Origin of the sequence: Rhodococcus sp. IEGM 1307 (assembly GCF_030056915.1) — a bacterium.
In the GTDB taxonomy this organism is placed as follows: domain Bacteria; phylum Actinomycetota; class Actinomycetes; order Mycobacteriales; family Mycobacteriaceae; genus Rhodococcus_F; species Rhodococcus_F opacus_D.
On record NZ_JASHKW010000008.1, the window covers coordinates 110,952 to 136,262 of the forward strand.

Here is a 25,311-nt window from a genome sequence, read left to right on the forward strand (position 1 = left end):
AGACCGATGGACAAGATTGGACGAACTGTGACGCCCACGCTCGACCGTCTCATCGCCTCGACAACCGAGGTCGACCCGCCGCTGGCCGCGCTGGATCTGACCACGCTGCGCGCCAACGCCGCCGACCTGGTGCTGCGCGCGGGCGGCACGCCCGTCCGCGTCGCCAGCAAATCCGTTCGCTGCCGCGCGGTACTCCAGGTCGCACTGGGGGAGAAGCTCACCGGGGCCGGCGGGTTCCGCGGGATCATGGCGTATTCACTGCGCGAGGCGATCTGGCTCGCCCGCCGCGGCGCGGACGACATCCTCATGGGCTACCCGACGGCCGACCGCGGGGCCATCGCCGAACTCGCAGCCGACCCCGAACTGCTGAACCGGATCACGTTGATGGTCGACAGCGACGACCACCTCGACTTCGTTCTCGCCGCGGCCGGCACCACCTTCCTCCGCGCCCGGCTGTGCATCGACGTGGACGCCTCGCTGCGGCTCGGCCCCCTCCACATCGGGGTCCGCCGTTCCCCGCTCCGCGAACCGTCCGCCGTCGCCGCCTTCGCGAAGCGCGCCGCGGGGCGGGGGTTCGCCGTCGTCGGCGTCATGTTCTACGAAGCGCAGATCGCGGGTCTGCCCGATTCCAGTCCACCGATCGGCTGGATGAAGCGGGCGTCCGCGAATGAACTCGCGACCCGTCGCGGTGCCGTGGTGAACGCCGTGCAGTCGGAGGTCGGGGTGCTCGAAATCGTCAACAGCGGGGGCACCGGCTCGCTCGAGGTGAGCTCCGCGGACCAGGTAGTGACGGAGGTGACGGCCGGTTCCGGCCTGTACGTCCCGACGCTCTTCGACAGGTACCGCGCGTTCCGTCCGCACCCGTCGCTGTACTTCGCCCTGTCGGCGGTCCGGCGTCCGACTCCCGGCATCGCGACGCTGTTCGGCGGCGGCTACATCGCCTCCGGTCCCGCCGGGGGCAGTCGCGTGCCCAAGCCGGTGTGGCCCCCGCGGCTGAAGCTACTGCGCAACGAGGGCGCCGGCGAGGTCCAGACCCCGGTGACCGGAAAGGCGGCAGCGGATCTCGCCATCGGCGACCGGGTGTGGTTCCGGCACGCGAAGGCCGGCGAGCTGTGCGAGCGGTTCACCGAGGTGCACCTCGTCGAGTCGGACGGCTCCCGCACCGTGGTGCCCACCTACCGCGGCGAAGGTCAGTGCTTCGGCTGACCGGTGAGCCGCATGAAGGCGCCCAGCTCGGTCAGACCTTCCGGGGTGCTCGGCATGTACTGCGTCAACGATTCCGACCGGATGATGATCGCCGCCCACTTGCCGCGGGACACCGCCACGTTCATCCGGTTCCGCGACAGCAGGAACGACATGCCGCGCGGCACGTCCTCGATCGCCGACGCGGTCATCGACACGATGGCAACGGCAGCCTCCCGCCCCTGGAACTTGTCGACCGTGCCCACCTCGACCTTGTCGAGACCGACCGCGGCCAGATCACGTTCGATCAACCCGACCTGCGCGTTGTACGGCGCCACCACCAGGATGTCGGACTCGTCGAGTGGGCGGGTGCCCTCGAACTCGCTGGGGTCGGTCCACCCGGAACCGAGCAGCTTCGTGATCCGGTTGACCACCTCCCGCGATTCCTCCGGGGATTGGGTGGCGTTGCCCTGGTGGTCGACGAAGACGGTGTGCACACCCGGCTCCAAGCCGTCGAGTCGCCGTGCGACACTGGCAGATTCCTGCGAACGCAGCTTGCCATCGTAGGACAGCGTCGACACGGGTGCGCACAGTTCCGGGTGCATCCGCCACGTGCGTTCGAGGAAATAGCCCCGACTCGCGGGCAGAGCCCCGTGCCCCTCGGCGAGCCACCCCAGGGCCGACGCGTCCACCGGTTCCGGATGGGTGCCCTGGCTGACCTGCGGAAGTTGCTGGGGGTCGCCGAGAAGCAGGAGGTTGCGGGCCGCGCCGCCCACCGCAATGGTGTTGGCGAGAGCGAACTGCCCGGCCTCGTCGATGACCAGCAGATCGAGGCTGCCGGGCGGAACGCGGTCGGTGTTCGCGAAATCCCAGGCGGTCCCGCCGATCACGCAGCCCGTGTCCTCGGCCTGGTCGATGAAACCGGGGTAGTCGTTGGAGCTGATGTCGGTCCACGTCGCGGCGCGATGCCGCCCGTCCTTCTTCGCGACGAGTTCGGCGGGGAGCCCGGCCTTCACGACGCCGCCGAGCATGTTCTCGATCACCGAATGCGACTGTGCGACCACGCCGATCCGCCAGTGGTGCTGCTCGACGAGCGCCTTGATCACCCGGGCCCCGGTGTACGTCTTGCCGGTGCCGGGAGGCCCCTGCACCGCGACGTACGAGTCTTCGAGGTCGAGTAATGCCGCGGTGATCGCGCCCGCGTAGTCCGTGCCGTCGACGGGCGGGAACGGGTTCCCGCTCCGGGTGCGCGGGTCGGACCGCCGCAGAATGTCCACCGACGCGCACAGCGGAAGCTCCGGCAGCGGGGAGCACATGTCGTCCGCGGCCACCGCAATGGACGATTCGATGCGGTCGGTCGTGATCGGGGGACCGGGGGTGATCGCCGTCGGAAGTTGCACGTACTCCTCGCCGTTCAGGAGTTCCTCGACGATCACCACGTCGCGGCGCCTGCCGTCCTTCCCGACGTCGAGCACGTTGACCGTGCACGTTCCCCGCTGCTGCGGATTGTCGCCCGCGACCGCCTCGGGTGCGGGAGTGTCGTACAGCGCGTACATCGTGGTCTTGGGCCCCACCGTGCTCCCGGTCCCGAAACGGCCGGTGAGCTGCAGGCGCCGGCGCAGCTTGCGCTGCCGCGGACTGCTCTTGTGCCAGTTCTCCTCGACGACCGCGGACGACACCACCAGAACGTCCCGGATGTCCGACAGTTCGTCGTGCGGCACGACCAGCCGGTCGAAGTGCGCCCACCAGAACGGTTTCCGCTCGCGGCGGTGGTAGCCGACCGCAGCAGCCATGAGCGCGGCCGCCTGCTGGTCGTGCCCCCGATGCTCGCTCGGTCCGTGCCCGGCGAACTCGCGCAACGCCGCCTCCGCGGGGGTGCAGTCCTCGGTCACCGGGGTGGGCCCGTCGCCGGGCGGCCGGAGAGCCACGCCGTGCGTCTCCGCCTGCCCGATCAGCCAGTCGCGCAGCCGCAGCGTGGAATCGCAGTCGTACTCGTTGTAGTCGGCGATGCCCTGCAGCAGCGCGCGTGCCTCGTCCTCCCGGCCGTTGTCGCGGTGATCGCAGTAGTCGGCGTACGCGACCACCGACGCGGCGGCATTGGTGACGTCGCCGTCGCGCGGCTGCTCCGGCATGTACAGCGGTTCGAGTTTCTTGATGCTGTAGGACCGTTCACCGATGCGCAGGCACCCGCGCACCACCGGATACAGGTCGACGAGGACGTTGTCGCGCAGCAGGGTGTCGACGGTCTCCTCGCCGACGCCGTGCCGTCCCGCCAGCCGCAGCAGCGCCGACTTCTCGTACGCGGCGTAGTGGTAGATGTGCATGTTCGGGTACTGCTGACGGCGCGCGGTGACGTAGGCGAGGAAGTCGACGAGTGCCTGCCGCTCCTCGGCGCGGTCGTGTGCCCAGAACGGCCGGAACACGGCGGCGTCGGCGGGACCCTCGACCACACCGAAGAGGTATTCGAGACCCCAGTCCGTGGATCCGTTCTCGGCCCAGAGCGGGTCTCCCTCGAAGTCGAAGAAGATGTCGCCGTCGTCCGGTTCGGGTAGCCCGCCCAGAGCCTGCGGGGCGTACACCTGGAACTCGGGGGTGCCCGAGGACTCCTGCCGCAACTGCAGGGCCGCCTGCGCGCGCAGCGATTCGAGGGTGCGCTCGGGGAGGCCCTCGACGCTGCCCGCATGCGCGGCGAGGGCGTCGAGTGTGCCGATCCCGGCCGCGATCAGCCGGCTCCGCTGCGTCGTGCGCATTCCGGCCACCAGCAGGAGGTCGCGGTGCTGCTCCACCTCCGGGGTGCACGTGTCGCACCGGCCGCACGCCGTGTACCGGGGGTCGCCCCACTCCGCGAGCGACTGCTCGTCGCGGTGCTCGTCGAGAATTCGCTCGAGCGAGGAGCGTCGCGCGGAGTACACGGGAACGATGTCGCCGAGCGAGTGCGCCGAGTCGCTGTCGTCGCCGAGCAGCAGGTGGACCTCGGGAGACGTCGGGATCCCGTTGCCGGCCAGCGCTTCCGCGTACGCGGCGAGCTGCAGCAGGGCCGACACTTTCGCGTGTCGTGACAGTTTGGTGTCGTAGACGGCATACGTGTCGCCATCGCGGACGAGGAAATCGCAGAAACCCAGGAAGCGGCCGTCGAAGAACGTCCCCTGGTACACGACGTCGGCGCCGCCGCGGATCGCCTCCACGGTGGCCAGGTTCGCGTCGAACAGACCCAGCGCGGTGTATTCGGGACGGTCCATCGTGACCACCCCGTCGCCGTACTCGGCTCGGAACTGCTCGAGCCGGCGATGTTCGTGCGCATCGCCGAGGCTCGACGTCCGTCGCAGCATCGGATCGTCGTCGACGGACGGGGCGGCGGAACCGGCGCCGGCGAGCCCGAGCGTGGCGTCCAACCGGCGCAGCAACGCGAACTCGCAGGTGGCGGCCGCGGAGAGGTCGCTGGCGCTGTAGACGATGGTGTCGTCGAGGAGGAACACAGCTACGTCCCCAGTTCTGCCGGTGAGTTCACCCGGCCGATTGTGCCATCGGGGTGCGACAGGCCCAGAATGGCAGCCATGCCCTTCTTCGACGGCCACTCCGGACGAGTCCACTACCGGCACTGGAGCGCGGTGGGAGGACCCGTCGCCCAGTTGGTGTTTCTCCACGGCATGGGGCAGCACACGGGTCACTACCACCGGTTCGCGCGCGGACTGACGCCTGCCGGAATCGGGGTGTGGGGAATCGACCAGGCCGGTCACGGATTGTCCGAAGGCGACCATCCGGGATCGGTGGCGGACCTGGCGGAGGACGCCGCGCTTCTCACCGGCCTCGCCGGCAGGCACGCGCCGGATGTTCCGCTCGTGCTCATGGGGCATTCGCTCGGTGCCGCGGTCTCGATGGAACTTCTCGCGTCCGGTGACTCCGGTTTCCGGGGCGCGATTTTGTGCGGGACACCGAAGACCGCCGCCGTGCAGCAGACGGCGGACGCGCTCGGGTCACTCGGGATACCGCTGCTCGCGGTGCACGGCGTCGACGACCGCATCGCACCGATCGACCCAGTCCGGGACTGGGCGGCGGGGATCGGGTGCCTCGAATTCCGGGAGTTCGACGACGCCGGCCACGACCTGCTTCACGAGAAGGTCCACACATCCGTGACCGCGGTGGTCCGCGACTTCATCCTCGGCGCTGCGCACCCGTGAGTGCGCGAGGAGTCTCTGCACTCCTCGAGCACTCACGGGCGGCGGAGCCGCCTACGCGTAGATGGCCTCGATGGCCGCGCCGTGCTCCTTGTGGATGACGTTCCGCTTGAGCTTCAGCGTGGGCGTGAGCTCACCGGTCTCCTGCGTGAAGTCGACCTCGAGGATGCGGTACTTCTTGATCCGCTCCGGGTTGGACACCTTCTTGTTGCCCTCCGCCACGGCCTCGTCGATCTCGGCGACCAGGTCGGGGTTCTTCACCAGTTCGGACACCAGGGTGTCGGCGGCCAGCCCGTGGCGTTCCTTCCAGCCCGGGAGGGTTTCGGAATCGAGGGTGATCAGCGCGCCGATGAACGGCTTGCCGTCGCCGACGACGAGGCACTGGCTGATCAGCGGGTGCGCGCGGAGCGCGTCCTCGAGGACCGCGGGCGCGACGTTCTTGCCGCCCGCGGTGACGATGATTTCCTTCTTACGGCCGGTGATCGAGATGTAGCCCTCTTCGTCGATCGAGCCGAGGTCGCCGGTGTGGAACCAGCCGTCCCGGATCGAATCCGCGGTGGCCTGCTCGTTGTGCCAGTACCCGCCGAAGACGACGGGACCCTTCAGGAGCAGTTCGCCGTCCTCGCCGATCTTCGCGGCGTGACCGTCGATCGGCTTGCCGACGGTGCCGACCTTCTGCGCGCGGGTGGTGTTCACGGAGATGGCGGCGCTCGTCTCCGTGAGGCCGTAGCCCTCGTACACGGGGACGCCGATGCCGCGGAAGAAGTGACCGAGGCGTGCACCGAGCGCGGCGCCACCGGAGACGGCGCGGTCGCACTCGCCGCCGAGGGCGGTGCGCAGCTTCGAGTAGACGAGCTTGTCGAACAGGGCGTGCTTGAGCTTGAGACCGAGCCCGGCGCCGCCGTTGTCCTGCGCCTCGCTGTACGCGATGGCGGTGGCGGACGCCTTCTCGAAGATGCTGCCCTTGCCGCCGTCGTACGCCTTCTGCTTGGCGGAGTTGTAGACCTTCTCGAACACGCGCGGCACCGACAGGATGAAGTGCGGCTTGAACGCGGCGAACTGGTCGAGCAGCGTGGTGAGGTCGGCGGTGTGCGCGACCGTGACCTTGGCGTCGAACGCACCGAAGGAGATGGCGCGAGCGAAGACGTGCGCGAGGGGCAGGAACATCAGGGTGCGCCTGCCGGCGTACATCGCGTCGCTGAGCGCCAGCTTCACGGCCGCGGACTCCGCGTAGAAGTTGGCGTGGGTCAACTGCACGCCCTTGGGGCGGCCCGTGGTGCCCGACGTGTAGATGAGGGTCGCGGGGGAGGACGCGCGCACCTGGTGACGACGCTCGTGCAACTGCTCGTCGGTGACGCCTTCGCCGCGCTTCGACAGCTCGTCGATCGCGCCGCCCTCGATCTGCAGGACCTCACGCAGGTCCGGCGCTGCGTCGGTGACGACCTTCAGCGCGTCGGCCTGCTTGGCATTCTCGACGACCAGCAGCGATGTGCCGGAGTCTTCGAGGATCCACTTCGCCTGATCGGGTGCGGACGTTTCGTAGATGGCGACGGTGCACCCGCCTGCCGTCCAGATCGCGTAGTCGATGACGACCCACTCGTACCGGGTCGCCGACAGGATCGCGACGCGGTCGCCGAGCTCGACGCCGGAAGCGATGAGGCCCTTCGCGACGGCGGACACCTGCTCCGCGAACTCGGCGGCGGTGACGTCTACCCACCCGCCGTTGCCGGGGCGCTTGAACGGAACGAACTTCGGGTCTTCCTCGGCATGACGGAAGACCGTGTCCGCCATGGAGGCGTCCTCCGGAATTGAGAACGACTGCGGTACCGAGAATTCACGCACTATGACCCCTCCACTGAAACGACATGACGGATGTGCATTCGATCACATTTGTCCCAGTTTCGCACCAGGGTCGATGTCCGTTATGTGTATTTCTTATCTGACCAGCGGAGATAAGTGTAACTCGGCGTAAACTGATAACTCAGGCGGCCTCTTCGAGACGCCGCGAGTTCGCCGACAGCCAGCGCCGGATCGCATAGTTCAACTGGTCCGGATCGACACCGAGTTCGGTCGCCGTCGCCTCGAGGATCTCCTCGGCCAGGCCGTCGTCGGTGGCTTCCGAAATTCCGAGCGCGCCGCTGATGAACACGTCCGCCACCCGATTCGGCCGGACACCCGGGATCCCGGCGAGCATCAGGAAGTGCGCCCACGTGACGTCGCTGCTCTCCCCGCACACCTCGATCCACGCGTCGTGGATCTGCTCCAGGGCGGCTTCGTCCCGGGCGGCTTCGAGGAGGTCGTCGATGCTGTTGATCCGGAGCTGGTGTAGTCGCTCCGCCGCCAGCTGGATGTGACGCGCCTCGATCGGCACACCGGTCGCGGAGTACCGCCGTTTGTACGAGCCGACCTTGCCCGCCCACTGATCCGAGCTGCCCGCCTCCTCGAACGTGCGGAGAAGGTCGCGGGCGCCGTCGGTGAGGGGCTGATCGGGGTGCGCCCGCCGGTACGCCAGGTAGCGGTCGACGACGGCGACCTCGCTGTGCCCGGCGCTCGACTGCACCGATTCGATGATGCAGAGGGCGAGGCTGTGCCGGTAGGCATCGGAGGTGACCCAGCCGGACGGGTCGCCCAATCGGTCGCGGCAGGCGGTGACGACGGTTTCGACGGTATCGGCAGAGACGGTCACGAGATCCTCCAAAGGCAGTCTGTTCTGTGCTCTGTCCGGTGTATCGACAGGGCCTCCGGGAACGTTGCACTGGAGCTGAGGATTCCTCGAGAACCACCGTCAGTGGTGGGCCAGCAGGTCTGTGACCTCGGTGTCCGAGAGTTGATGGAAATCGTCGTACGCGTTGCCGACGCCGCCGAGATCGGCCGGAACGTACGGGCAGACCACCTCGTCGGCGGTCACGCGCAGACGTCCGACGGCCTCGGGCGCCGCCACCGGGACCGCGACGATCACGCGCGCCGCGCCCAGTTTCCTCACCGATTGGCAGGCCACCGCCGCGGTCGCGCCCGTGGCCATGCCGTCGTCGACGAGGACGGCCGTGCGGCCCTTCAGTGATGCTCGCGGCTTGCCGCCGCGCAGCACCCGCGCCCGCCGTTCGAGTTCGCGGCGCTCCTTCGCCTCGACCATGGCGAGTGCGGTCTTGCTGATCCGGGCGATGCGGAGGACGTCGTCGTTGATCACCCGGGATTCGCCCTCACCGATGGCGCCCATGGCGAGTTCCGGCTGCCATGGGACACCCAGTTTGCGGACGAGGACCACGTCGAGGGGCGCCGACAGGGCGGCAGCGATTTCGAACGCGACGGGGACGCCGCCGCGCGGCAGACCGAGCACCACCAGATCGGTCCCGCGCAGGTGCTCCAGTGCGGCGGCCAGTCTGCGGCCGGCGTCGGCGCGACTGGTGTACAACATCGAACGCTCCGTGATCGGGGAGAACTGTTCGTCTCCGACGCTACTCCCGATCCCGCCGTTCAGATCTCGCTGACGGTGAATCGGCGCAGCGCGAGGGCGGGGTTTTTCTCCCGCACCTCGGTGATCCGCTCCGCGCTGACCTCCGCGACCGCGGTGCCCACCCGCTCACCGAGTGACGCGAGGGTCACGCCCATCGGATCGACGATCATGCTGTTCCCGGCCCCGGTGCGCGCGCTCTGGTCGGCGGCGACGACGTACACGGTGTTCTCGATGGCGCGCGCCCGCACGAGGGTGGACCAGTGGTCCTCCTTCAACGGCCCGGGCACCCACTGCGCGGGCATCAGCAGCACGTCGGCTCCCGCGTCGACGATGCGGCGGGTGACCTCGGGGAACCGGAGGTCGTAGCAGGTCTGCATGCCGAACGTGAGGCCGTCGACGGCGAACGTCTCCGGGGCGCCGATCTCCCCGGCGCGGATGACGTCGGATTCCTTGTAGCCGAACGCGTCGTACAGGTGGAGTTTGCGGTAGGTGGCGACGATGTCGCCGCCCGGTCCGAGCGCGACGAGGGTGTTGGAGATGTGATCGTCCCCGGGCAACTGCTCGTTGACCCCTGCAATCAGGTGGACGTCGAGTTCCTTCGCGGTCGCGGCCAGCCCGCTGACGAACTTGCCGTCCAGGCCCTCGGCCGACTCGACGATCCGCTCGTCGGTTCTCGGCGCCGTGAACATCGCGTACTCCGGCGCCACCACCACCTTCGCGCCGCGGCCCGCGGCCTCGGCGGCGAGCGTGCGGAGGGTGCGCAGGTTCTCCTGCTTGTCCTGACTGGGAGCGAACTGAATGACAGCGACATCGACCATGCCGTCCACGCTAGGCGACGAGGTGCGGCAGGTGTCTCCCGTCCCGGTCGCCGCGTATTTCCGCGGCGTGGCGATGCACTGTGGACTCGTGCACTAAACTGCTGGTCAATGAGTGATATCGAGCGTGACCCCGAACCCCCCACTTTTGCCGACCTCGACATCGATGATCGGGTCTTGAAGGCACTGTCCGATGTGGGCTACGAGTCGCCCTCGCCGATCCAGGCAGCCACCATTCCGCCCCTCCTCGCCGGCAACGACGTCGTCGGCCTGGCGCAGACCGGCACCGGCAAGACCGCTGCGTTCGCGGTACCGATCCTCTCGAAGATCGACCTGACGCAGAAGTCGCCGCAGGCGTTGGTCCTCGCTCCGACGAGGGAACTGGCGCTGCAGGTCGCGGAGGCGTTCGGCAAGTACTCCGCCCATATTCCGGGCCTGCACGTCCTGCCCATCTACGGTGGTCAGAGTTACGGCGTCCAGTTGTCGGGGCTGCGGCGCGGCGCACACGTCGTGGTGGGCACGCCCGGTCGAGTGATCGACCACCTGGAGAAGGGCACGCTCGACCTGTCCAAGCTCTCCTACCTCGTCCTGGACGAGGCCGACGAGATGCTGAAGATGGGTTTCCAGGAGGACGTCGAGCGCATCCTCGCCGACACTCCGGAGTACAAGCAGGTGGCGCTGTTCTCGGCGACGATGCCGGGGGCCATCCGCAAGATCTCGAAGCAGTACATGCACGATCCCGTCGAGATCACGATGAAGTCGAAGACGTCGACGGCCTCCAACATCTCGCAGCGGTACGTCCAGGTGGCGCACCAGCGCAAGCTCGACGCCCTGACGCGTGTCCTCGAGGTCGAGGACTTCGAGGCGATGATCATCTTCGTGCGCACCAAGCAGGCCACCGAAGACCTCGCGGAACGACTGCGCTCGCGCGGATTCTCCGCGTCGGCGATCAACGGCGACATCGTGCAGGCGCAGCGTGAACGGACCATCGGCCAGCTCAAGAGCGGCGCCCTCGACATCCTCGTGGCCACCGATGTGGCCGCGCGTGGCCTGGACGTGGACCGCATCTCCCACGTCGTCAACTACGACATCCCGCACGACACGGAGTCGTACGTCCACCGGATCGGCCGTACCGGTCGCGCCGGGCGCGCCGGCGAGGCGTTGCTGTTCGTGGCACCGCGCGAGCGGCACCTGCTCAAGGCCATCGAGAAGGCGACCCGTCAGCCGCTGGCCGAGATGCAGCTGCCCAGCGTCGACGACGTCAACGCGCAGCGTGTGTCCAAGTTCGGCGACTCGATCACCGAGAGCCTCACGTCCGACAATCTGGCGTTGTTCCGCAAGATGATCGAGGACTACGAGCAGGAACACGACGTGCCGCTCGCCGACATCGCCGCCGCGCTCGCGGTGCAGTCGCGCGACGGTGAGGCGTTCCTCATGGCGCCCGAACCGCCGCCCGCGCCCCGCCGTGAGCGCGAGCCCCGCGAACGCCCGGCGCGCCGGTTCGACGACGGCCCCCCGACGCGGTCGCGTGGACCGGAGGGCCAGGAGCTCGCGACGTACCGCATCGCGGTCGGCAAGCGGCACCGTGTGGTGCCTGGTGCGATCGTCGGTGCCATCGCGAACGAGGGTGGGCTGCGGCGCAGCGACTTCGGGCACATCAGCATCCGCCCGGACCACAGCCTGGTGGAGTTGCCCGCCGACCTGTCCAGCGAGACCCTCGAGGCTTTGCGTCGTACCCGGATCTCCGGTGTGCTGATTCAGCTGCAACCCGATTCGGGTCCGCCGTCGGGCCGACCACGCGGTGGCCGCGACGATCGGGCAGGCGGAAAGTTCCAGCGCGACCGGGACAGCCGGAAAAGGCCGCGCGAGTAGTTCTCACGCGGCCCTCCCGAAGGGGATCCCCGGCGGTTACGCCGGGGGAGCGGGAGCCGGGGCGGGCTGTGCCGCCTCGGCGGGCAGCGGGCCCTCCTCTGGAACGAAGAACGAACCGACGGTCGGCAGCACGTAGCAGGTCGCGTTGGTGTAGCCGACGGTGCCGAAGATCGATGCCACGACGGTGCCCGGCCCCGTCGCCACGACCTTGTTCAGCGCCGGGTAGCCGCCTTCGGTGACGCCGTCGAGGGGCAGGATTCCGCTGGCGCCGGTGTTGGTGTTGATCCACGCGACGTTGAGTCCCGAGGACTTCACGACACCGGGGTACGCGGAGAGGGCCTGGAAGCTGATCTCGTTGGCCTTCACCTCGGCGGTGGGCCCGGTGGTGCCCGACGCCAGCGTCAGCGTGACCGGTGCGACGGTGCCGCAACCCACGGTCGGTGCGGTGTAGAGGAACGGGGTGTACGCGCCCGCGACGTCATGCAGCACCGTCGACGTGGCCAGCGCCTCGACCGCGGCCTTCGCCTCGGGCTTGTCGGCCTGGGTGCGCAGTTCGGCGAGGCCGGGGACGTCCGGGGTGGCCGGTTCGGCCGCTGCCGTGCCCGACAGGCCGAAAGTCGCCGCGATACCGACCGTTGCCGCCGCGATCGTGCGTCGCATCACGCTCATACCGTCCACCTGAACTCCTCGTTGTCTCGTCCGGGCGGCTCTGCAGCGCCGCCCGAGCGGAGAATTTACCCGAGAGAGCGGAAACAGTCAGGACCAGCTGCCGCCGCCGGCCAGCGTATCGGCGCGCGCGCCGTCGAGGGATTGCCGGATGATGTCGGCGTGACCGGCGTGCCGGGCGAGTTCCTCGATCTGGTGCAGCAGCATGTACCGGACCGTGAAGACGACTCCCGACGCCATCCACTGCGCCACGTCGGCGGGCAGGTCGACGTCGCGATCCAGATCGGTCTCGGCGGCGACCGCGGCCTCGGTAGCGCGCTGTGCGTCGTCGAAGCGGGCGAGGAGGGCGCCGACGGTCTCGTCCTCGGTGACGTTCCATGCGGCCATCCACGCTGCCACCGGGTCGTCGCCGACATCGCGCGGAGCCCCGGTGATGCGGGAGGTCATCGCCTCTTCGCCGTCGATCACGTGCTTGAGGAGGGACGCCAGGCTCATCTCGCTGGCGCTGGGCACACTGCGGGCCTGCTCCTCCGTCAGCCCGGACATCGCGTTGCGGAAGGCGGTGCGCTGGTTGTCCAGCATGAGGAGAAGGAGTCCGCGCTCGTCGGAGATGGGGTTCTGGGCGCTGGGTGTCTCGGTCATGAGTTCAGTGTGGCGCGAATAGCGGACACCTACTGTCCTCGATCGACACTCTGCGCGCGTCCCCAGCGGTTCGGGCAGGACCGACCTACGATCGAGGCACGTGTCCGGGGAACGCCCCTGTTCCTGTGATCGAGTCGCGAACCGAGGTGCTTATGGCCCTGGAAGATTCGTCGTCGGCCTTCGCCGACCCGTCCCGGGAGGGCGCGGCCTCACCGGAGCACGACCTCGAAGGCCACATCATCGAGGCCCGGTCCGAGGACTTCTTCCACGCCAGAGAACTGCAGGTGGACAACGAGTGGTTCAAGACCGCGGTGTTCTACGAGGTGCTGGTCCGCGCGTTCTTCGATTCCTCCGGCGACGGAACGGGCGATCTCCAGGGGCTGACGTCCAAACTCGACTACCTGTCCTGGCTCGGCGTCGACTGCCTGTGGCTGCCGCCGTTCTACGACTCACCGCTACGCGACGGCGGTTACGACATCCGCGACTTCCGCGCCGTGCTCCCGGAGTTCGGGACGGTCGAGGATTTCGTCCAGCTCTTCGATCAGGCGCACCGCCGCGGGATCAGAGTCATCACGGACCTGGTCATGAACCACACCTCCGACACGCACGCATGGTTCCAGGAGTCGCGCACCGACCCCGAGGGCCCGTACGGCGACTTCTACGTGTGGTCGGACCGCGACGAAGGGTATCCGGACGCGCGCATCATCTTCGTCGACACCGAGACGTCCAATTGGACGTGGGATCCGGTGCGCAAGCAGTACTACTGGCATCGCTTCTTCTCCCATCAGCCGGACCTGAACTACGACAATCCCGACGTCCAGGACGCGATGATCGACGTGCTGCGATTCTGGCTGGACCTCGGAATCGACGGCTTCCGGCTGGACGCCGTGCCCTATCTGTTCGAGCGGGAGGGCACCAACTGCGAGAACCTCCCCGAGACGCATGCGTTTCTCAAGAAGTGCCGGGCCGTCATGGACGCCGAGTACCCGGGGCGGGCGCTGCTCGCCGAAGCCAACCAGTGGCCGTCGGACGTCGTGGAGTACTTCGGGGAGCCGGACGTGGGCGACGAGTGCCACATGGCGTTCCACTTCCCGTTGATGCCCCGCATCTTCATGGCCGTGCGCCGGCAGAACCGGTTCCCGATCTCCGAGATCCTCGCGCAGACCCCGCCGATTCCGAGTTCGTGCCAATGGGGAATCTTCCTCCGGAACCACGACGAGCTGACCCTCGAAATGGTGTCGGACGAGGAGCGTGACTACATGTATTCCGAATACGCGCAAGATCCGCGGATGAAGGCGAACATCGGCATCCGGCGACGTCTCGCGCCGTTGCTCGAGAACGACCGCAACCAGCTCGAGCTGTTCACCGCGCTGCTGCTGAGCCTGCCGGGTTCGCCCGTCCTCTACTACGGCGACGAGATCGGCATGGGCGACAACATCTGGCTCGGCGATCGGGACTCGGTGCGGACTCCCATGCAGTGGACGCCCGACCGCAACGCCGGATTCTCCCGTGCCGACCCGGCCCGAATGTATTTGCCGGTCATCATGGATCCCACGTACGGCTACCAGTCGGTGAACGTCGAGGCGCAGATGAACTCGACCAACTCGTTGCTGCACTGGACCCGCCGCCTGATCCAGGTTCGCAAACAGCATCCGGCGTTCGGAACGGCGTCGTTCACCGAACTCGGCAGCGCGAACCCGGCCGTCCTGTCGTATGTGCGGGAGACGCCGCCGAGTCGGGACCGCCCGTACAGCGACGTCATTCTGTGCGTCAACAACCTGTCCAGGTTCCCGCAGGCGGTGATCCTGGACCTCACCCAGTTCGCCGGCCGAATCCCCGTGGAGCTCACCGGTTCCGTTCCCTTCCCCGCGATCGGGGACGACGGATACATGATCACCCTTCCCGGTCACGGATTCTTCTGGTTTGCGCTGCAACCGGATCCGAAGTCCGGCGGCGCGGTGAGCGGACACCCGGTCAGCAGCGAAGCGGAACAGGCGGTGCAGCAGTGAACGAACCCACCAGTGAACGCATTCCCGACGAGACCCTCGAGCGGCAACTCGTGCGGTGGTTGCCGGACCGGCGGTGGTTCGCCGCCAAGGGCACCACCATCGCGGCGGTGCGGATCCTGCTGCGGCACGAACTGACATCGGCGTTCGGGTTCTCCGCCGAGCATCTCCTGGTGTCGGTGGAGTTCGAGGCGGGGCCGCCGCAGGTGTACCAGATACCGCTGGGGTTCCGCAGTCATCTGCCCGAGGACCTCGAGCCGTGGGCGCTGCCGGACGGCGACGGGAACGTCATGATCGCGTACGACGGCCTGCACGATGCCGAGATCATCACCCTGTACGCCGACCTGCTGTCGGAAGCGGAGGGATCCGGGCCGGTGCAGTTGAAAACGGTGCCGGGCACGGTGATCGAACCGGGGCTCCGTGGGCGGACACTCGGCGCGGAGCAGTCGAACACGTCGGTGGTGCTGGGGGAGAAGCTCCTGATGAAGATCTTCCGTCTGGTCACGCCGGGCGTGAACCCGGACGTCGAACTCCACCTCGCGCTCGCCGAAGCGGGCAGCGAATACGTGGCGACGCTGCGAGCGTGGATGGAGACGGACGTGGCCGGGATTCTGACGACCCTCGCGATGGTCCAGGATTTCGAGGCCAACTCGGCGGACGGGTGGAGCATGGCGCTCGGCAGCGTCCGCGACCTCCTGATCGAAGCGGATCTCCACGCCGCGGAGTTGGGGACGGACTTCGCCGGTGAGTCCTACCGGATGGGCGCCGCCGTCGCCGAGGTGCACGCCACCCTGGCGCGTGCGCTCGGTGCGGAGGAACGACAGGTGGCGTCGACGACCGTGGAGGCGATGACGCGCAGGCTGGACGCCGCCACCTCGATCGTTCCCGAACTGGGGGAGGTGGCGGCGGCGGTGCGGGGCAAGTTCGCCGAGGCGGAAGCTCTGGGCGCTACCACCGTCCAGCGGATTCACGGCGACCTCCACCTCGGTCAGGTGCTGCGGACACCGGAGCGCTGGCTGCTCATCGACTTCGAGGGGGAGCCCGCCAAGACGCTCGACGAGCGCCGGGAACGGGACAGCCCGTTGCGGGATGTCGCGGGAATGCTGCGGTCCTTCGACTACGCCGCTCACCACCTGCTGGCAGATTCGGTGCCGATGGGAGCGATGGGGGCGGCGTCGCAGCGGGACTTCCGCGCGAGGGAGTGGGCGCAGCGCAACGCCGACGCCTTCTGTGAGGGCTATGCCTCTGTGTCGGGCACCGACCCGCGTGAGGCGGCGGCGTTGCTGCGGGCCTACGAACTCGACAAGGCGGTGTACGAGACCGTGTACGAGGCGAGGAACCGTCCCAATTGGATCGGCCTGCCCCTCTCCGCCATTCGTAGACTCACCTCAGCACCTCGGTGAGCGTCGGGGACGACACCGTGCCCGGGTCGAACTGAGTGCGGTACAGCTCCTCGTACCGGCCGCCCGCGGCGAGCAGCTCGGAGTGGGTGCCGCGTTCGACGATGCGCCCGGCCTCGACCACGAGGATCAGATCGGCCGCGCGGACGGTCGACAGCCGGTGCGCGATCACCACCGCGGTCCGCCCGGCGAGGGCCTCGCCCAGCGCCTCCTGGACGGCGGCCTCGGACGTGGAGTCGAGGTGCGCCGTCGCCTCGTCGAGGATGACCACCCGCGGATGCGCGAGCAGCAGGCGCGCGATGGTCAGCCGCTGGCGTTCGCCTCCCGACAGCCGGTAGCCGCGTTCGCCGACCACCGTGTCGAGGCCGTCGGGCAGGGCCGCGACGAGGTCGGTGAGCCGCGCCCGTTCGAGCACCTCCGCGAGTTCGGCCGGCGTGGCACCCGGCCGGGCGAGCAGGAGATTGGCCCGCACGCTGTCGTGGAAGAGGTGCCCGTCCTGAGTCACCATGCCGACGGTGGCCCGCACGGAGTCGGCGGTCAGGTCGCGCACGTCCACCCCGCCGAGTTTCACCGAGCCCGCGTCCGCGTCGTAGAGCCGGGGAACCAGTTGGGCGATGGTGGACTTGCCGGCTCCGGACGATCCCACCAGCGCGACCATCTGCCCGGGTTCGGCGCGGAACGAAAGCCGGTGCAGCACCTCGACGCCGCCGCGGGTGTCGAGGGTCGCGACCTCCTCGAGCGATGCCAGCGACACCTTGTCGGCCGAGGGATACGCGAATTCCACGGAGTCGAACTCCACCGACACCGGGCCGTCGGGCACCGCGACCGCGTCGGGCTTCTCCGCGATCAACGGCTTCAGGTCGAGGACCTCGAAGACGCGCTCGAAGCTCACCAGCGCGCTCATCACGTCCATGCGTGCGCTGGCCAGTGCGGTGAGGGGCGAGTACAACCGGGTCAGCAGCATCGCCATCGCGACAACGGCTCCCGCGTCGAGTTGTCCGCGCAGCGCGTAGAACCCGCCCAGTCCGTAGACGAGCGCCAGCGCGAGAGCGGACACGAGCGTGAGCGCGGTGACGAACACCGACTGCAGCATCGCCGTGCGGACACCGATGTTCCGTACCCGCCGGGCACGGACCGCGAACTCGGCGGACTCCTCCGACGGACGACCGAACAGCTTCACGAGGGTGGCACCCGGCGCCGAGAACCGCTCCGTCATCTGAGTGCTCATCACCGAATTGTGGTTGGCTGCCTCACGATTGAGTTGAGCCAGCCGCGCGCCCATCCTGCGGGCGGGCAGGACGAAGATCGGCAACAGCAGCAGTGCGCACAGCGTGATCTGCCAGGAGATCCCGATCATCACGATGAGCGTGATGCCGAGCGTGACGAGGTTGGACACCACGCCCGACAGCGTGTCGCTGAACGCGCGCTGCGCACCGATCACGTCGTTGTTGAGGCGGCTGACCAGCGCGCCGGTGCGAGTGCGGGTGAAGAAGGCGATCGGCATCCGCTGCACGTGGTCGAACACGGCGGTCCGCAGGTCGAGGATCAGGTTCTCGCCGATGCTCGCGGACAGCCACCGCGTCCACAGGGCGAGTGCGGATTCGAGTACGGCGATGACCGCGATGAGCGCCGCGAGGCGCACGATCACGGACACCGCGTCGCCGCCGACGATGGCGTTGACGACCCGGCCCGCCAGCACCGGGGTGGCCACCGCCAGCGCGGCCGTGACGACGCTGAGCAGTAGATACCACCCGAGGCTGCGACGGTGCGGCAGAGCGAACCGGGCTATCCGCCGCAGCGTCGTGCGGGAGAAGGGTCGACGATCCTCTTGGGCGTGCATCGCGTTGTACATCGCGTTCCACGCCGTGACTTCCATGCTCATGCCAGCGGCCTCCTGTCGCTATCCCCCCACGGTAGAGCCGGGGTATGACACGACGGTAGAACCTCAACGTTACTCGAGGTCAAGCGGCGAGCGCGGAAGCGCTACTTCGCGACGTCCACGACCACCCGCGTCGGGTCGGACAGAGTCGACACCGTGAAGGGCCGGCCCGGTTGCGTCACGCCGATGAACGACTGCGTGACGCCTTCGAACACGAGCGCGCCGTTGACCTCCGTCACCGTGCCGCCGGGAACACCGGGCACCGGGTTGGGGCCCGAGTATCCCTCCACATCACTGTCGAACGGGTACGCCGAGCCGTCGATCTGCACCTGCAGGATGCCGTTGCCCGACACCGGAATCGTCTTGCCGCTTCCGTCCTGCACCGCCTCGTCCACATACGCGACCCGCCAGCCCGGTGTGCCCTTGCCGCCGAGTTCGTACACCACACGGTCGAATCCCTCGTGCTCGCCGACGCGGACGTCGGTGACCGTGAGCTTCGCTGACCCGGACGCCGCGGACGATTTCGGCGACGCATCGGTCGGGATCGGCGCCGACTCGGATTCGAGGGCGCTGCTGGTGGTGGCGGCCGCGGCCGGTGACGTCGCCGCCACACTGCTGGGGGAGTTCGACTCCGAGCATCCGGTGAGCGTCAGGGCCAGGGCGCAGGCGGCGAACGCGGCGAAGGGACCGATCCGGTGGTTGATCATGATCCGATCGTAAGCCGGGGCCGATCAGAGAAGGGGAAGCCCCTGGCGTGGCGTCGCGATCGCGTCCAGATACAGCCAATTGCCGTTCTCACGGACGAATCGGCTGTTCTCGTGCAGCGATTCGCGGCGGCCGTCCAGCACGTAGTGCGCGCGGAACTCTACGGTGCCGGTGGTGTCGAGCAGTCCACCGCCGCTCGTGCCCAGGATGTCGAGGCGGGTCCAGCGTTGCTCCGGATCGAGGTCCAGGGTCCCGGGCCGGGTGCTCGGATGCCACGTCACGAGGAGGTAGTCGGCATCCAGGACGGCGAACGCGCTGAACCGCGATCGCATGAGGCGCTCGGCCGTGGGCGCCGTGGTCTCGCCGCGGTGATACCTCCCGCAGCACTCGTCGTACGGTTCACCGAGCAGGCAGGGGCATCGAACGGTCACCGTCCCAGTATGAACGGCGGTCACACGAGCTTGTGGGTGCGGTCCTTCCAGTACGGCGCGCGTAGTTCCCGCTTGAGGATCTTGCCGGTGGGGTTGCGGGGGAGCAGGTCGACGACGTCGACCGTCGTCGGGCACTTGAACTTCGCCAGACGCTGGCGGGTGTAATGGATCAGCTCGTCCGGTTCGATACTCGTTCCGGTCACCGGCACGACGACGGCCTTGACCGTCTCACCCCAGTGGTCGTCGGGCACGCCGATCACCGCCACCTCCGCCACCGCCGGGTGTTCGACGAGCACCCGTTCGATCTCGGGGGAGTACACGTTCTCACCACCGGTGATGATCATGTCCTTCAGCCGGTCCTCGATGAACACGAAACCGTCGGCGTCCGCCCGCCCCATGTCGCCGCTGCGCAACCACCCGTCGGCGGTGATCGCCTCCGCGGTCGCCTCGGGCTTGCCGAGATAGCCCGGCGTGCGTTGTTCCGAACGCCACCACAGTTCCCCGGTTTCGCCGGAGGCGACGTCCTCGGCGGTGGCCGGGTCCACGATGCGCATCTCCACACCGGGAATGGGCTGTCCTGCCGACGCCATCCTCGCCTCCTGTGCCGCATCGCGATGCACCTCGGGCAGCAGAGCGGTGACGACACCCGCGCACTCGGTCATTCCGTAGACCTGGACGAACTCCGCCTCCGGCCAGGCGGCGAGCGCGCTGCGCAGCAACGGCAGCGGCATCGGCGCCGCGCCGTACGTGATGCGATGCAGCGCACCGAACGCGGCCACGGCCTGCTCGCCTGCGGCGAGCACTCCGGCGATCACGGGCGGCACCAGGAACGCGATGTTTGCACCCGCAGCGAGCGCGCCGAACAGGGACGGGGCGTCGGCCTCCCGGGTGAAGTGGCACCGGGCGCCGGCGTGCACGCCCATGATCGCGTAACAACTTCCGCCGACGTGGAACAGCGGCATGGCGACGAGCAGGCAGTCGTCGTGCCGCGCGGGCAGGATCTCGAGCACCGCGGCGCTGTGGGCGATCAGATTGCGGTGGGTCAGCTGAACGCCCTTCGGCCTGCCGGTGGTTCCCGAGCTGTACAGGATCAGCGCGGTGGCATCCGCTCCCACCTCCGGCCTCGACGACAGCACCGACGCCTCGGCCAGCCACGGCTCGAACTCGTCGTGCTCCCCGCCGACGGTGATGATCTGCTCGATGCCGGTCAACCGGTCGCGCAGTGCCATGACCTGTTGGAGGAACTCGTTGCCCACGAACAGGATCCGCGCCCCGGAATCGTTGATCACGTAGTCGAGTTCCTCGCCGGCCAGCCGCCAGTTCGGAACCGCGGCGGCCGCGCCGAGGAGCGACGCGGCGTAGGTGACCTCGAGGCAGGACAGATGGTTCTTGTCGACGAACGCGACCGTGTCACCGGCCCGGATTCCGCCCTCCGCCAAGGCTCCCGCGATGTGCAGGATCCGGTCGTGCCAACCGGACCACGTGTATTCGGTGCCCTGGAACTGCACGGCGACGTCGTCCGGTCGGACCTGCGCCCAGTGCGCGAGGCGGTCGAAGATGATCTCGTTGTCGGCGTCCGACATGCGCCCACCTCTCGTCTGTGACGTCAGTCACATCAGGCTAGTAGCCGGTGATCCGATCAGTGACGTTTTGCCTCACGCGGCCGAACTGCTTCGGCTCTGTGCGTCCGCGCGTCGCAGCGCGGCGGTGCCGAGGGCGCCGACCACGATCAGGGTGATGCCCAGCCAGTCGGGGTCGTTGTCGGTGACGAGCATCGCGATCCCCACGCCGATCACGAACGGCGGCAGGAAGTCGAACAGTTTGACGAGGGGTGGTGCCACCTCTTCCTGTTCCCCGGGCTCCCGCGGCGCCTGCGCGCTCGCCACGTCCGGATACCACTCGGTGAAGGACAGTGCGAACAGCAACGCCCCGATCGGGATGATCCAGCCCGTCCAGAAATTGTCCGGTTGGTCGAGGACGAGGTCGCCATACAGTCCGGCCGCCGCCGACACCGTGAAGGACACCCCCCACACCAGCGTGATGAGCTGGTTGACCTTGAGGAACAGCGGCGAGTTCCAATACTCCTCGGGTGTGGTCTCTTTCGCGTACGGCAGGGTGAACGGATTGCGCAGTAGCAGCGAGCCGAACGCGAACGCGACCAGCGCCAGGCTCGACATCTCGCCCGACCACTTCTCCAGCCAGGTGATCAGGTCGTCGGACGCGAACAGTCCGATCGCGGCGAGGCACCCGAAGTAGAGGATGTCGAACACTTCGAGGGGTTTGAGGGTTCCGCCGCGGCGGTGGCTGAGGAACAGGAACAGGATCGACAACCCGAGTGCGGTGGCGACCGATTCCTCGAACCGCCCGGGGCCGGACAGCAGCGACATCACGATCCACGGCGCCAGGCCGGCGAACGGTGATTGCAGGAACGCGTCGAGGAACCGCGATCCGGCCCGAGGTTTGGGGGATTCGATGGCCATGAGGCTCTCCTTCGCACCGGCGATACCGGAATTCTCCCAGGTCGGTACTTCCGTTGTGGGCGTTTCCGCGGGGGTCTCCGTGTCCGAGATCACGGCCGCGGCGACCGAAGATCAGGGTGGTCCCTGATGGCGGGCCGCAGCGGGTGTCGACAAGATGGAGGAGTGCGCCGCGCGTGCACCGTCCCGGCCCGTCACCACGGGGCCGGACCGCCACAAGAGGAATACGAAAGGCGATCATGAGCACGCATGCCCCCGCTGTCGCTGCCCGTGCTGTCGAGCTGTCCAAGACGTACGGCACCGGCGACACCCAGGTCCACGCGCTCAGCGCGGTATCCGCGGAGTTCGCCCGTGGTGAGTTCACCGCGATCATGGGACCGTCCGGTTCCGGTAAGTCGACGCTGATGCACTGCCTGGCCGGTCTCGACGCGGCCAGTTCGGGTTCGGTCCTCATCGGCGACACCGAGTTGACGACGCTGACGGACAAGCAGATGACGCAGCTGCGACGCGACCGGATCGGCTTCGTGTTCCAGGCATTCAACCTGGTGCCGACGCTGACGGCACTGGAGAACATCACCCTTCCGCTGGACATCGCGGGCCGCAAGCCGGACGCCGCATGGCTCGAGAACGTGCTCACCAAGCTCGGACTGCAGGACCGTCTCGAGCACCGCCCGGGCGAGTTGTCCGGTGGTCAGCAGCAGCGCGTCGCGTGCGCGCGCGCGTTGGCCGGGCAGCCGGAGATCATCTTCGGCGACGAGCCCACCGGCAACCTCGACTCCAAGTCCTCCGGCGAGGTGCTGTCCATCCTGCGGGCCGCGGTGGACGAGTTCCACCAGACCGTCGTCATCGTCACGCACGATCCCCGGGCGGCGGCCTACGCCGACCGGGTGGTCTTCCTCGCCGACGGCAAGATCGTCGACGAACTGCGTGACCCGACGGCCGATTCGGTCCTCGACACCATGAAGCGACTCGACGAGCCCGCTCACGCCCTCGCGTCCGACGCGGCGGTCTGACCGCATGGCGTCCACATCCAGCGCCCCGATGCGCAAGGTGTCGCTGCGCAACCTGGCGGCACACAAGGTCCGGCTGGCGCTGACGGTGCTGTCCGTGGTGCTCGGAACCGCGTTCGTCGCCGGCTCCTTCGTCTTCACCGACACACTCCAGAAGACGTTCGACTCGATCTTCGAGAACACCGCGCAAGGGGTCGACGTCCGGGTGTCGAGCGAGGAGCGCAACTCCAGCGGAGTGCCCCTCGCCGACCTCGACACCCTCACCGCGCTGGACGGAGTGCGCGCGGTGGCACCTGCCGTCAGCGGGCAGATCGTCCTCATCGACTCCGACGGCGCCGCCGTCCAGACGGGTGGTGCGCCGAGCATCGGCGAGTCGTACCTGCCGCCGGGCCAGGCGCTCGGTGAACCCGACGAGTACGTGCAGGGCGGCCCGCCGGCTCAGGTGGGCCAGATGGCCGTCAACGCCAGCGCCGCCGAACGCGCGCAACTGGCGGTCGGCGACACCACCAAGGTTCTCGTGCCCGCTCGCGGCATGGTCGACGCCACCGTCTCCGGCATCTACGACACCGGCAACGAGACCGGTGGATTCATCGGCGCGACGTTCGTCGACTCGCAGGCCCGCGAACTGTTCACCGACGGCAAGCACGTCGAGTACATCGACGTCGCCGGGACGGGTGTGTCCCAGACCGAACTGCGCGACGAGATCGCCGCGGCCCTTCCCGACGCGAAGGTCCAGACCGGCGACGAGGTGCGCGAGGAGACCAAGGCGCAGGTGACCGAGGCGCTGAGCTTCATCAACTACTTCCTCCTCGCATTCGGTGCGATCGCCCTGCTCGTCGGCACGTTCATCATCTACAACACGTTCTCGATGATCGTGGCCCAGCGTCTGCGCGAACTGGCGCTGCTCCGCGCGATCGGCGCCAGCCGCAAGCAGGTGGGTCGTTCCGTGGTCTTCGAGGCCCTCGTGGTCGGCGCGATCGGCAGCGCGATCGGGATCGCCGCCGGCGTCGGCCTGGCCTACGGTCTGCGGGCACTGCTGAACGCGTTCGACGTCGGTCTGCCCGAAGGTCCCCTGCAGGTGGGGCCGCGCACGATTCTCATCGCCCTCGTGGTCGGGGTGCTCGTGACGACCGTCAGCGCGTACGCACCCGCCCGGCGCGCGTCCAAGGTGCCGCCGGTCGCGGCGATGCGGGAGGAATTCGCGTCCACCGGTGACTCACTGCACGCGCGCACCATCGCCGGTGCCGTCCTCGGTGTCCTCGGTGTCGTGGGACTCGTGATCGGTTCGCGGGGCACGGGTGGTGGCGCGGCCGCCGTCGTCGGTGCCGGAGCGCTCGGTCTGATCCTCGCCGTGCTGTTCGCCGCCCCGGCGTTGTCCCGCCCGATCGTCGGGGCCCTCGGAGCGGTGCTGGCCAAGCCGTTCGGCCCGGTCGGGCGCCTGGCCCGCACCAACGCCGTGCGGAATCCGCGCCGCACGGCCGCCACCGCGTTCGCGTTGACACTGGGTCTGATGCTCGTGTCCGTCATCGGCGTGTTCGGCGCGTCCGCGAAGGCCAGCGTCAACCAGCTCGTCGACTCGGGGGTGTCCGCCGACTACGTACTCACCGGACCCAACCAGATCGGTGTGCCCAGCGGCGCGGCGAGGGCCGTGCGCAACCTCGACGACGTCCAGAGTGCCGCCGCCCTGCATCCGGTGTCCGTGAAGGTCGACGACGAGCAGGAGCAGGGCGCGTCGCTGGACGGCCCGCTCGAGGGCGTCCTCGACTACAAGCTCGTCGAGGGCGGCGCCGATCTGACGGGCAACCACCTCGTCGTGTCCCAGACGACGGCCGCGCAGAAGGGCTGGACGCTGGGGACGACCGTCCCGATGACGAGCGCCGACGGGAAGGTCGTCGACGCCGAGGTGACAGGCGTCTTCGAGGACAACCAGCTGGTCGGCGACTGGCTCGTCTCGGACGACGTGTACCGCCAGGTGATGCCCGCCGCGACCATTCCCGATCTGGCTGTCCTCATCGACGCGAAACCGGGTGCGGATCTGACGCAGCTGCGCGCCGACCTCGAATCCGCGACCAAGCAGTTCGTCGTGGTTCAGGTGCAGGACCGGGAACAGTTCAAGGGAACCCAGGGGCAGCAGATCGACACTCTTCTCGCGATCCTCTACGGACTCCTCGCACTCGCCGTCGTGATCGCGATCCTCGGCATCATCAACACGCTCGCGCTGTCGGTGGTCGAGCGCAGGCGGGAGATCGGCATGCTCCGCGCGGTCGGAATGCAGCGGTCGCAGATGCGTCGCACGATCTACCTGGAGTCGATGCTCATCGCGGTGTTCGGTGCGGCCGTCGGCGTGCTGCTCGGCATCGCATTCGGGTGGGGCTTCGTGAGCACCCTGAAGGACCAGGGTCTCGACCAGGTGACGGTGCCGTGGGGACAGGTGATCGCGATGCTCCTCGGATCCGGTGTGGTCGGTGTGCTCGCAGCGCTGTGGCCGGCGAGCCGCGCCGCCCGCACCCGGCCCCTCGAGGCCATCGCCGACCTCTGACCCGTGAGTACTTGTCAACCGCCCGCGGTTGACAAGTACTCACGGGCGCGGAGCGCGT

At 68.4% G+C, this 25,311-nt stretch carries 19 protein-coding genes; 7 read left to right on the forward strand and 12 right to left on the reverse strand.

The genetic code is table 11. The annotated features are described in order from the left end of the window. The first annotated feature begins 6 nt into the window (after nucleotides 1-6). Complete coding sequence (locus QM841_RS17370; RefSeq protein WP_283332916.1) at nucleotides 7-1,206, forward strand: amino acid deaminase/aldolase; 1,200 nt, start codon at nucleotides 7-9, stop codon at nucleotides 1,204-1,206. On the opposite strand, the gene QM841_RS17375 is transcribed toward QM841_RS17370, so the two are convergent. Beyond that, nucleotides 1,191-4,658: a TM0106 family RecB-like putative nuclease gene (locus tag QM841_RS17375; protein WP_283332917.1), complete on the reverse strand. Its 3,468-nt coding sequence runs from the start codon at nucleotides 4,656-4,658 to the stop codon at nucleotides 1,191-1,193. The genes QM841_RS17370 and QM841_RS17375 overlap by 16 nt on opposite strands. A 78-nt stretch (nucleotides 4,659-4,736) precedes the next feature. On the opposite strand from QM841_RS17375, the gene QM841_RS17380 reads away from it, so the two are divergent. Beyond that, entirely contained in the window at nucleotides 4,737-5,360 is a 624-nt protein-coding gene (locus tag QM841_RS17380; protein WP_283332918.1) for an alpha/beta hydrolase, read from the forward strand. Between the two features lie 51 nt (nucleotides 5,361-5,411). Here the strand turns inward: QM841_RS17380 and QM841_RS17385 are convergent, their stop codons facing one another. The 4 genes from QM841_RS17385 to QM841_RS17400 all read right to left on the reverse strand — a co-directional run bounded on the left by QM841_RS17385 (nucleotide 5,412) and on the right by QM841_RS17400 (nucleotide 9,629). Further along, a complete protein-coding gene (locus tag QM841_RS17385; RefSeq protein WP_283332919.1) occupies nucleotides 5,412-7,199 on the reverse strand; it encodes an AMP-dependent synthetase/ligase in 1,788 nt (595 codons plus the stop codon). Between the two features lie 139 nt (nucleotides 7,200-7,338). Beyond that, entirely contained in the window at nucleotides 7,339-8,043 is a 705-nt protein-coding gene (locus tag QM841_RS17390; RefSeq protein WP_007295739.1) for a DUF8548 family protein, read from the reverse strand. A 99-nt stretch (nucleotides 8,044-8,142) separates the two neighbouring features. Further along, nucleotides 8,143-8,772: a phosphoribosyltransferase gene (locus tag QM841_RS17395; RefSeq protein ID WP_105412728.1), complete on the reverse strand. Its 630-nt coding sequence runs from the start codon at nucleotides 8,770-8,772 to the stop codon at nucleotides 8,143-8,145. 59 nt (nucleotides 8,773-8,831) lie between these two features. Continuing rightward, nucleotides 8,832-9,629 carry a carbon-nitrogen hydrolase family protein gene (locus tag QM841_RS17400; RefSeq protein ID WP_283332920.1) on the reverse strand — a complete coding sequence of 266 codons (798 nt, stop codon included), beginning with the start codon at nucleotides 9,627-9,629 and terminating at the stop codon, nucleotides 8,832-8,834. Between the two features lie 108 nt (nucleotides 9,630-9,737). On the opposite strand from QM841_RS17400, the gene QM841_RS17405 reads away from it, so the two are divergent. Beyond that, nucleotides 9,738-11,498, forward strand: coding sequence for a DEAD/DEAH box helicase (locus tag QM841_RS17405; protein ID WP_025432210.1), 1,761 nt, complete (start codon nucleotides 9,738-9,740; stop codon nucleotides 11,496-11,498). A gap of 36 nt (nucleotides 11,499-11,534) precedes the next feature. Here QM841_RS17405 and QM841_RS17410 read toward each other — a convergent pair whose 3' ends face one another. Both QM841_RS17410 and QM841_RS17415 read right to left on the reverse strand, forming a co-directional pair. Then, entirely contained in the window at nucleotides 11,535-12,167 is a 633-nt protein-coding gene (locus QM841_RS17410; RefSeq protein ID WP_283332921.1) for a hypothetical protein, read from the reverse strand. A gap of 87 nt (nucleotides 12,168-12,254) precedes the next feature. After that, nucleotides 12,255-12,806, reverse strand: a complete 552-nt coding sequence (locus QM841_RS17415) for a mycothiol transferase (RefSeq protein WP_283332922.1) — start codon at nucleotides 12,804-12,806, stop codon at nucleotides 12,255-12,257. Between the two features lie 152 nt (nucleotides 12,807-12,958). Here QM841_RS17415 and treS point away from each other — a divergent pair, with 152 nt between their 5' ends. Together treS and QM841_RS17425 are read left to right on the forward strand one after the other, a co-directional pair. Then, on the forward strand, nucleotides 12,959-14,815 hold the full coding sequence (treS, locus tag QM841_RS17420) for a maltose alpha-D-glucosyltransferase (protein ID WP_283332923.1): 1,857 nt from the start codon (nucleotides 12,959-12,961) through the stop codon (nucleotides 14,813-14,815). After that, on the forward strand, nucleotides 14,812-16,215 hold the full coding sequence (locus QM841_RS17425) for a maltokinase N-terminal cap-like domain-containing protein (RefSeq protein WP_283332924.1): 1,404 nt from the start codon (nucleotides 14,812-14,814) through the stop codon (nucleotides 16,213-16,215). The genes treS and QM841_RS17425 overlap by 4 nt, the downstream gene beginning before the upstream one ends. On the opposite strand, the gene QM841_RS17430 is transcribed toward QM841_RS17425, so the two are convergent. The 5 genes from QM841_RS17430 to QM841_RS17450 form a co-directional block, all read right to left on the reverse strand. Then, nucleotides 16,196-18,094, reverse strand: coding sequence for an ABC transporter ATP-binding protein (locus tag QM841_RS17430; protein ID WP_283332925.1), 1,899 nt, complete (start codon nucleotides 18,092-18,094; stop codon nucleotides 16,196-16,198). The genes QM841_RS17425 and QM841_RS17430 overlap by 20 nt on opposite strands. Before the next feature lie 101 nt (nucleotides 18,095-18,195). Continuing rightward, nucleotides 18,196-18,798, reverse strand: coding sequence for an AMIN-like domain-containing (lipo)protein (locus tag QM841_RS17435; RefSeq protein WP_280783560.1), 603 nt, complete (start codon nucleotides 18,796-18,798; stop codon nucleotides 18,196-18,198). Between the two features lie 24 nt (nucleotides 18,799-18,822). Continuing rightward, entirely contained in the window at nucleotides 18,823-19,251 is a 429-nt protein-coding gene (locus QM841_RS17440) for a YchJ family protein (RefSeq protein ID WP_283332926.1), read from the reverse strand. Continuing rightward, on the reverse strand, nucleotides 19,248-20,810 hold the full coding sequence (locus tag QM841_RS17445) for a long-chain-fatty-acid--CoA ligase (RefSeq protein WP_283332927.1): 1,563 nt from the start codon (nucleotides 20,808-20,810) through the stop codon (nucleotides 19,248-19,250). The genes QM841_RS17440 and QM841_RS17445 overlap by 4 nt, the downstream gene beginning before the upstream one ends. 72 nt (nucleotides 20,811-20,882) lie before the next feature. Continuing rightward, entirely contained in the window at nucleotides 20,883-21,800 is a 918-nt protein-coding gene (locus QM841_RS17450; RefSeq protein ID WP_349307407.1) for a DUF3159 domain-containing protein, read from the reverse strand. 143 nt (nucleotides 21,801-21,943) lie between these two features. Between QM841_RS17450 and QM841_RS17455 the strand changes: the two genes are divergently transcribed. Next, nucleotides 21,944-22,717, forward strand: coding sequence for an ABC transporter ATP-binding protein (locus QM841_RS17455; RefSeq protein WP_005239421.1), 774 nt, complete (start codon nucleotides 21,944-21,946; stop codon nucleotides 22,715-22,717). Between the two features lie 4 nt (nucleotides 22,718-22,721). Then, nucleotides 22,722-25,253 carry an ABC transporter permease gene (locus QM841_RS17460; RefSeq protein WP_283332929.1) on the forward strand — a complete coding sequence of 844 codons (2,532 nt, stop codon included), beginning with the start codon at nucleotides 22,722-22,724 and terminating at the stop codon, nucleotides 25,251-25,253. The last annotated feature ends 58 nt before the right edge of the window (nucleotides 25,254-25,311 follow it).

Bases quoted from the DNA above. Each gene is read 5' to 3' on its own strand.
- QM841_RS17370 (WP_283332916.1), top strand. From the start codon at position 7: ATGGACAAGATTGGACGAACTGTGACGCCCACGCTCGACCGTCTCATC.
- QM841_RS17380 (WP_283332918.1), top strand. From the start codon at position 4,737: ATGCCCTTCTTCGACGGCCACTCCGGACGAGTCCACTACCGGCACTGG.
- QM841_RS17395 (WP_105412728.1), bottom strand. From the start codon at position 8,772: ATGTTGTACACCAGTCGCGCCGACGCCGGCCGCAGACTGGCCGCCGCA.
- QM841_RS17400 (WP_283332920.1), bottom strand. From the start codon at position 9,629: ATGGTCGATGTCGCTGTCATTCAGTTCGCTCCCAGTCAGGACAAGCAG.
- QM841_RS17405 (WP_025432210.1), top strand. From the start codon at position 9,738: ATGAGTGATATCGAGCGTGACCCCGAACCCCCCACTTTTGCCGACCTC.
- QM841_RS17410 (WP_283332921.1), bottom strand. From the start codon at position 12,167: ATGAGCGTGATGCGACGCACGATCGCGGCGGCAACGGTCGGTATCGCG.
- QM841_RS17415 (WP_283332922.1), bottom strand. From the start codon at position 12,806: ATGACCGAGACACCCAGCGCCCAGAACCCCATCTCCGACGAGCGCGGA.
- treS (WP_283332923.1), top strand. From the start codon at position 12,959: ATGGCCCTGGAAGATTCGTCGTCGGCCTTCGCCGACCCGTCCCGGGAG.
- QM841_RS17430 (WP_283332925.1), bottom strand. From the start codon at position 18,094: ATGAGCATGGAAGTCACGGCGTGGAACGCGATGTACAACGCGATGCAC.
- QM841_RS17435 (WP_280783560.1), bottom strand. From the start codon at position 18,798: ATGATCAACCACCGGATCGGTCCCTTCGCCGCGTTCGCCGCCTGCGCC.
- QM841_RS17445 (WP_283332927.1), bottom strand. From the start codon at position 20,810: ATGTCGGACGCCGACAACGAGATCATCTTCGACCGCCTCGCGCACTGG.
- QM841_RS17455 (WP_005239421.1), top strand. From the start codon at position 21,944: ATGAGCACGCATGCCCCCGCTGTCGCTGCCCGTGCTGTCGAGCTGTCC.
- QM841_RS17460 (WP_283332929.1), top strand. From the start codon at position 22,722: ATGGCGTCCACATCCAGCGCCCCGATGCGCAAGGTGTCGCTGCGCAAC.